The organism is Nostoc sp. CCY0012 (genome assembly GCF_963920855.1).
In the GTDB taxonomy this organism is placed as follows: domain Bacteria; phylum Cyanobacteriota; class Cyanobacteriia; order Cyanobacteriales; family Nostocaceae; genus Cyanocohniella.
Genome location: NZ_CAWUDM010000180.1, coordinates 1 through 7,319 on the forward strand (window position 1 = coordinate 1; position 7,319 = coordinate 7,319).

Sequence of the window (7,319 nt, forward strand, 5' to 3'; positions counted from 1 at the left end):
GGGGACAAGGGGATGAGGGGACAAGGAGACAAGGGGATGAGGGGACAAGGGGACAAGGAGACAAGGGGACAAGGAGACAAGGAGACAAGGGGACAAGAACAAAAATGCGTTCTCATCTCCCCGTGCTCCCCCTGCTCCCCCTGCTTTCCCTTACTCCGCCCAGTTTTTCGCCCAAGCTAGGGTTTGATGCACTTGTTCAAGTGTCGAGGCTTCGCAATAAAGGCGTAATACTGGTTCAGTACCACTAAAGCGAATCATTAACCAACTGTGATCGGCTAAACGGAATTTATAACCGTCGATGGTTTGGCAATCAATCACGGCTTTGCCGGCAATTTCTTTTAATGGTTGGGTTTGCAGTTGTTGTAAAAGACGCGATCGCACTTCCATGCTGGCTAAGGGTAAATCAATGCGATCGTATGCTGAGGTAAATTTTGTTTGCTCTTGCAACGAACGATAGTAATCGCTTAAATCTAGCCCCGATTCCACGATGGCCTCTAGGACGTATAATGCTGACAATAGGGCATCACGTTCGGGAATATGACTGCCGTAACCGATACCGCCTGATTCTTCACCGCCTAACAACACATGTGCGGCTAACATTCTGTCGGCAATGTATTTGTATCCGACTGGTGTTTCAAATAACTCCAAGTTATGCAACGCTGCTACACGCGGAATTAAATCAGAACCACTGACAGTTTTGACGATTTCGCCAGTAAAATTGCGCCGTTGGGTTAAGTGGTCAATTAATATGGGGATTAAGATTTGGGAACTTAAAAAGTTACCTTCTCCATCTACTGCGGCGATGCGATCGCAGTCTCCATCAAATACTAAACCTACTGTTAAACCTGATTTATCGGTTTCTCGGTGTTTTTTGATCACCTCAAATAAACGAGAGAGATATTTGGGTAAAGGTTCGGGCGCGCCACCTTCAAATAAAGGATCGCGGTCGCTGTTGATTTCTTGAACGCCTTCGCCTAATAGTTTTGCCAATCCGCCAGCTGCTGCACCGTGCATGACGTCAGCAATTAGGGTCAGTTTCCCAGAGGCGATGGCTGCTTGAATTTTGGTAATATCAACTTTGGCTTTGAGGGCTGTGGTGTAACTGGGCCAAGGGTCAAATTTTTCTTTTTTGCCTGGGGTGGCTACAGTTGGTACACCCTCAAACAACAAAGTTTCTATTTCTTTTGTCACTTCTGGCGGTACTGAACCACCAAAGGAACCCTTGACTTTTAAACCCAAATATAAACCAGGATTATGACTGGCCGTAATTACCAGCGCTCCTAAAGCATTCAGTTCTTTTGCTGCCCAACTAAAAGCAGGTGTTGGGGCATAAGTTTCACTAAGCAAAACATCAAATCCGATAGCGGTGACAGCATCGGCCACAGCCATAGCAAAGTCTTCCGCCATAAATCGGCGATCGTAGCCGACCACGATTGTCTTGCTACCTACCGTAGAAAAATATGTATTATGTAATACTTTTGCAGCAACTGGCGCGACCAGGGCTAGGCGTTCAAAGGTGAACTCATCACCAATGACGCCCCGCCAGCCGTCTGTACCAAACTTAATGGAGTTAGCAGCAACTGGCATCGAGGTATCCTAATTGATTACCTGAGGATTTTAGCATTTGTACAGTGTCTAAATTCAAAAAAAATCTCCTCAGTAATATCCACCTTTTACTGTACGACTAATTACCAGGTGCTTCCGGTAATTGTGATGCTGTAGAAGCGGGGAAATTTGCAGCGTTCAGTGCTTGATTCAACTGGTCTGCTGACAAAGACTGTAACAAAGTCAATTTTAAGGAATCTTGACTAATATATTTGGCATAAGATGGCTGTAAATAAGAGCGATATTCAGGACGGTTGAGCAGATGGGTTTTCCAGAAAGCCACACTCAAAGACCGAACATAATCATAAGCCGGCGCTCGATCTGGGCCTAGTAATGCGGCTGGTATGGGCAAAACATCATTTTCAGAAGTTGGTTCAGCAATCACGCTAAAGTGGGTGGCGTTTTCAATTAATGCCAAATACTTATTGGGGTTAGTCAGCCAAGTGAAGGGGCGAACCTGTTCAGATAATATGGGCGTAGCAATATCCTGACTACTGCCAACTAACATCACAGGAATTTGAATTTGACTCATCCCAGTTTCTCCAAAAATGGAGCTAGTTAAGGGATTAATCGCCAAAACTGCTTTAATGCGATCGTCTTGGAGTTGGTCATTGGGTGCATTTAACTCAGTTACTTGACACTGCAAAAACAACGACAAATTAAAAGTGGAATTACTAGGAAGACAGTCTTGTTGCAGTTGCTCAAAGTTGATTTTAGCACCAGCCAAAGTCAAAACAGTGTAACCACCAAAGGAATGACCAATGGCCCCGACTTGCTGAAGATTGAGTTTTCCTAGGAGTAGAGGATTAGTCTTGGTCATAATCTCCAGTTCATCCAGGAGAAATGTAATATCCAAAGGTCTGTCGATAAATTCTTCTGCTTCTAGTGGGCCAGCCAAACCTGTTAAGTAGCGCTGTACGCGTTCTGCGTTACTACCAGGGTGTTCTAAGACAGCTACAGCAAAACCGTAGGATGCTAAATGTTCAGCTAAATAAGCCAAAGTAGAACGATCAGAAGCAACACCATGAGAAATCACAATTAGGGGAAAGGGAGATGAGAGAGATTCCTGGCTAGTTGTGGAGTTAGCTTCAGGGAGATAAATATCTGTGGGAAAAGTGCGATCGCGTGAGCGATCATTGAAGGTGAACTCTAGGCGTTTCCAAGAAAATTCGCCAGGCGATCGCAAATCGGGTTGTTGCGAAAAGTCACCTTGAGCATTAGCATCTTCTTTATTAAGTGCAGCTGTTGCCAAAGTAGCTCTTAGTGCTTCTTGCTGAAGCCAACTCACCGCCTGGTCTCTTTTTTCCAGTACTTGCGATAAATCATCTACAATCCTTAGCCCGGCTGTAAAATTTATCCGCACACGAGGAGAGGGAAACCGACGCAGCAAATTCAAAACTGTTAAGCCTTCTGGCTCCGCAGCAGCTAAGATTAAAGCACCTCGTAGGGCATAAAAACCATTTTGGCGAGATTCCGTCAGCAGTAAATCTCCCATGCGTCGTATCAGGTCTTCACCTATAGGTGAGTAAGTCACTTGAGACACAAGGGTAGGACTGACATCAAAGCGCTGCTGTAGCAGCTCTCGCAATTGAGCAAGTTGTTCCGGGTTAGCACGACTGGCATAAAAAGCCAACTCATCAGTAATTTCGCCTTCTTTGGCAAAGGCTTCTAAAGCATCAACACTTAAAGAAAACTCCCCAAATGGAGGATAAAAAAAGCTAATCCGTTCAGCTCCTAGTCCGGGAGCCGCAGTGAAAAACACAGATAACAGCCCTAAACTTAGGGATCTTAGAAATTTTTTCATCAGCAACACTCGCTGTCTACCTTATCCACTATCAGTTTAGTTCTAGAGGAAACAAGGATGGGATTTTTCCTACTTTCCTGTTGACTAAGATTACTATCTTAAATTTAAAATTATTTTTAGCAAAAGTGCTGACAAAAAAAATAGGGTGGATATGATTACCAACCCTAAGAAAACACTAGCTAAAGCTGATTTTTTTAATTAGAGTTTTTCATCTTTAGAACAGCGGTCAAACCACTCCTGGTATTTTTTTTGCAGTGAGTCATCTGCCACAGCAATTGTCACTCTCACCTGCTGACAACCGTGTTTTTCTTCTAGAGCGATCGCGTTTAAAAGCAAACTGGCAATTTTCGGTGAGGTAAATTCACCACTCACGGCTAAACTACCATCGAGAATTACACCTTCTGGGATGCCTCTTTCAATCAAATCAATCCCAGAAATTTCTCCCTGACTTAAATCAATTTCTGCCAGTTGTTTATGTTCTGCACCCACCTGTTCGACAATTAATTTCTCACGCCTCACAGGGACTTGTACCATGCGAGTTTCGATTTCTTTGCGAATAATTACCTCACCAAGTTTACGCCTATGACTATCGGCTATCAACCTTTCTTCTATCAAACGAATGATTGTCTCGTCGTCTACTGCTTCTGAGGATGCTATCTCAATTTGATTGTTGATAATTTGGTTATTCCCATTTGGCTCATTGGAATAATTACCCGACATTCTTTGTTCATCTGGAGTTCCTGTTTCTAAATATTCAGGCATATTCTTTACTTCTGATTTTTCTACATTGATGACAACAGATTTGGCATGATTGTCAATTTTCTGGATTTTTTGGCTCCATAGTAAAACTAATCGCTGATTATTTACCGCTTGTGTATTTTCGTTGATCTGACTTTGATTTAACTGTTGAGATATCACAAGATTGAGCCGCCGATTAGCATCTAAAAGAATATCCTTGACTTTACCTACTAGTTGTCCTTGCTTATCAATTACAGCAAAACCTTTAACCTTATTTTTCAATGTCTCCAATAAGGTTTGGATACTAGTTCTCTGGCTGACTTGTTTTAGGTTATTCGCTATCGGTTGGCCATTCATAATTAATTAAGATTAAATGCTTGGTAAAATACTTAGGACTTACGCAAATGACATATTATTTTAAGTTTGTAGTGAGGACTTTAGTCCTCTCTGCGAGACGCTCCGCGGTAAGCGCAGCTATGCCCGCAGGGCTTGACAAAATAAGAGATGAAGCCCTTACTACAAGCAAAAAATGTTTATTTTTTGTGACACTTGCGTAAGTCCTGATACTAATTATTTTTTATGTGTTTCTTATTTTTAGCGCTTGCTAGTACAGGTAAGAATAATCAAACATGAATTATCCCCAATATGGTGTAGGCTCATCAAAAGCGGGATAATTCATACAAAAATAACCTTACCTGTACTAGAGGAATCTTAAACGATATGTCAAAAAATCAGTAAGCTAGGGTGTTTATAACCAAGCTATTTTGGGCGAATCTTACCCTATCTATATTTCAAACATCAAATAAGATTCCTATGTAACTAATCAGTGTTCGCGCCATATAGCAATCATATTCTTTCGGATATCAAATAGGATTGCTATAGATATATTAGTTAGCGCTCTTCAATGGGGAGATTAGGAGAATTAACGTCTAACTCTTCACGACGTATAGTTTTTTGAGCTTCAACTGTATCTTGCTCTACAACTTTGTTAACTCTGACTTCTTCACGCACAAATGCTTCTTTGCGAACATCCGCCGTTTCTTCATGAATGTCTACACGAGCAACTTCACCTTCACGGAATGTAGCTTCGCTAGCGGGAACAGCTCTACCAGCATTTTCAGGAGTCACACGCTCAATCACCACATGCTCTCTTTCTACTGGTACGGAAACTCTTGCTGTTTCACTTTCAACGTGCTTACCAATTGCTACTTCTCCAGTTTTCTGGCGTATTTTATTGGCAATTAGCCGTTCTTCGTACAATTTCAGGGTTTGATGATTTTGCTCATTTAGCCCATACAAAGTAGGCTCTTTATCGTAAGTGTAGTTGTCACGACTGTAATTTGGTGATGTGCCTACACCTGTGCCTGCACCTACAGATGTGTTGCTATACTTAGGATTACGATAAACTCCACGTACTCGTTCTTCGTAGTCGTAATCTAACATTTTGCCTTCGTCAAACTCTGGCAAATCTTCTGCTTGCTCTCTTGTCATGCCAATGGCATAAGCACGGTTAGTATTATAGTCAATACGAGAACGGCCAACGGGTAGTAATACTTTTTTACCAAAAATCCAGAAGCCTAAATCAACAACTAGGTAGCGGAAATGACCTTCATCATCAACTAAAATGTCATTAACAGTACCTATCTTTTCGTCGCTTCCTTCTGTATAGACACCTAATCCTTGAATATCGTTACCCTGAAAATTATCACGGTAGTTTGGATCAAAGTCTAATAATCTTTGTAGAACCATTATATTTTACCTCTGAGGTTTCAAGCCATCTCTTACTAACAAAATAAACCTTTTTTTTATTGTTTTCCCTCCTTCTATCGACTGAATTGATTGAAAAGAAAAATATCAAAAGTTATATATGTAATATTACAAGTCTAAAAATATATCGGATAAGTTAGCATAAACAAACTAAATAAGTCGGTACAACTGAGATAAATCCACAAAATACTGGCTTCTCTACATTAAAAATACAGGCAGAAGTAGCAATCTACTCTGCCTACACAATGTTGTAATATGAAATTCCCCACCAAAATTGATCGCCAAAAATCTAAATTTTTTCTGATTTTTGCTCCCCAGTTTCATCCACATATAATTCGCCTTTAGTATCAATATCTAACTCTTCGCGGCGAATTGTATCTTGAGCTTCTACTGTTTGCTGCTCTACAACTTTTTTAACTCTCACTTCTTCACGGACAAACGCTTCTTTACGAATATCAGGCGTTTCTTCGTACAATTCTATGCGTGCTACTTCTCCTTCTTGGAATTGCAAGGAGTTTGAATCTACCGCTGTTCCTATTTCTGTTGGTAGAACTCGCTCGATTACAACACGTTCTTTAGTAATAGGTACTGTTACCTGTGCAGTTTGCGTTTCTATATGCTTACTAACTGCTACTTCCCCAGACTTGAAGCGATGCTTTTGAGCAACTAAGCGTTCTTCATATAGTTTGAGCGTTTGATGAGATTGTTCGTTTAAATTATATAAATTAGGTTCTTTTTGATAACTGAACATCCCAAGTTCAGAAGTCTCTTCGGTGGTAGAAGGGCGAAAAACACGTCGTATCTGTTTTTCGTAATCCTCATTAACTGTTATGCCTCCTCTATACTCTGGTAAATGCTCTACTTGTTGTTTATTTAGTCCATCTACTTCAACACGTTTAGCGGGATAATTGATGCGAGAAAGCCCAATTGGTAGTAATATTGTTTTCCCAATAGAGTCTAAGCTTGTATCGATAACCAGATACCGAAAACGTCCATCTTGGTCAACTAAGGCATCAGCGACTGAGCCAATTTTCATACCTCCTTCGGTATAGAGATCCAAGGATTTTACATCATCGCCACTAAAGGTTTCGCGGTAGTTAGGATCAAATTCAGCCAGTTTGTAGAGAGGCATAAGTTTCAAGTTATTGCAAATATCTATATACCCCTCAGCATAAAATTTATGGTATAAGTCTGCCTCCTGCTGGCGGCTGAATTTAAGGTATATATTTTATGGACTATGCTTCATCCTTTATGAATATTTAATAGCTGGCTTGGCGTATTCATACCTATTTGCATAGGTGGGGAGTAGGGAGTGGGGAGTAGGGAGTAGAGAAAAATATTTTGATGTTGCAATACTGTAGCCAAATTACGAGGGTTCAATGGCTGTAGAAGCATTGTGAATACG

The 7,319-nt window shown here is 41.1% G+C and carries 5 protein-coding genes; all 5 read right to left on the reverse strand.

Translation table 11 applies throughout. The features are described from left to right. Positions 1-150: 150 nt before the first annotated feature. Positions 151-1,587, reverse strand: a complete 1,437-nt coding sequence (locus ACM0OS_RS27775) for a phosphoglucomutase/phosphomannomutase family protein (RefSeq protein WP_414546406.1) — start codon at positions 1,585-1,587, stop codon at positions 151-153. Between the two features lie 97 nt (positions 1,588-1,684). Next, positions 1,685-3,409 carry an alpha/beta hydrolase gene (locus ACM0OS_RS27780; RefSeq protein WP_414546407.1) on the reverse strand — a complete coding sequence of 575 codons (1,725 nt, stop codon included), beginning with the start codon at positions 3,407-3,409 and terminating at the stop codon, positions 1,685-1,687. Between the two features lie 198 nt (positions 3,410-3,607). Beyond that, the gene (locus ACM0OS_RS27785) at positions 3,608-4,504 is read right to left on the reverse strand and encodes a DUF2382 domain-containing protein (RefSeq protein WP_414546408.1); all 897 of its coding nucleotides are present in this window, start codon (positions 4,502-4,504) and stop codon (positions 3,608-3,610) included. Between the two features lie 534 nt (positions 4,505-5,038). Next, the gene (locus tag ACM0OS_RS27790) at positions 5,039-5,896 is read right to left on the reverse strand and encodes a DUF2382 domain-containing protein (RefSeq protein WP_414546409.1); all 858 of its coding nucleotides are present in this window, start codon (positions 5,894-5,896) and stop codon (positions 5,039-5,041) included. Positions 5,897-6,203: 307 nt separating this feature from the next. Next, positions 6,204-7,046 (reverse strand): DUF2382 domain-containing protein, encoded by an 843-nt coding sequence (locus ACM0OS_RS27795; RefSeq protein WP_414546410.1) that lies wholly within the window; start codon positions 7,044-7,046, stop codon positions 6,204-6,206. Positions 7,047-7,319: the final 273 nt, after the last annotated feature.

Bases quoted from the DNA above. Each gene is read 5' to 3' on its own strand.
- ACM0OS_RS27795 (WP_414546410.1), bottom strand. From the start codon at position 7,046: ATGCCTCTCTACAAACTGGCTGAATTTGATCCTAACTACCGCGAAACC.
- ACM0OS_RS27790 (WP_414546409.1), bottom strand. From the start codon at position 5,896: ATGGTTCTACAAAGATTATTAGACTTTGATCCAAACTACCGTGATAAT.
- ACM0OS_RS27780 (WP_414546407.1), bottom strand. From the start codon at position 3,409: ATGAAAAAATTTCTAAGATCCCTAAGTTTAGGGCTGTTATCTGTGTTT.
- ACM0OS_RS27785 (WP_414546408.1), bottom strand. From the start codon at position 4,504: ATGAATGGCCAACCGATAGCGAATAACCTAAAACAAGTCAGCCAGAGA.
- ACM0OS_RS27775 (WP_414546406.1), bottom strand. From the start codon at position 1,587: ATGCCAGTTGCTGCTAACTCCATTAAGTTTGGTACAGACGGCTGGCGG.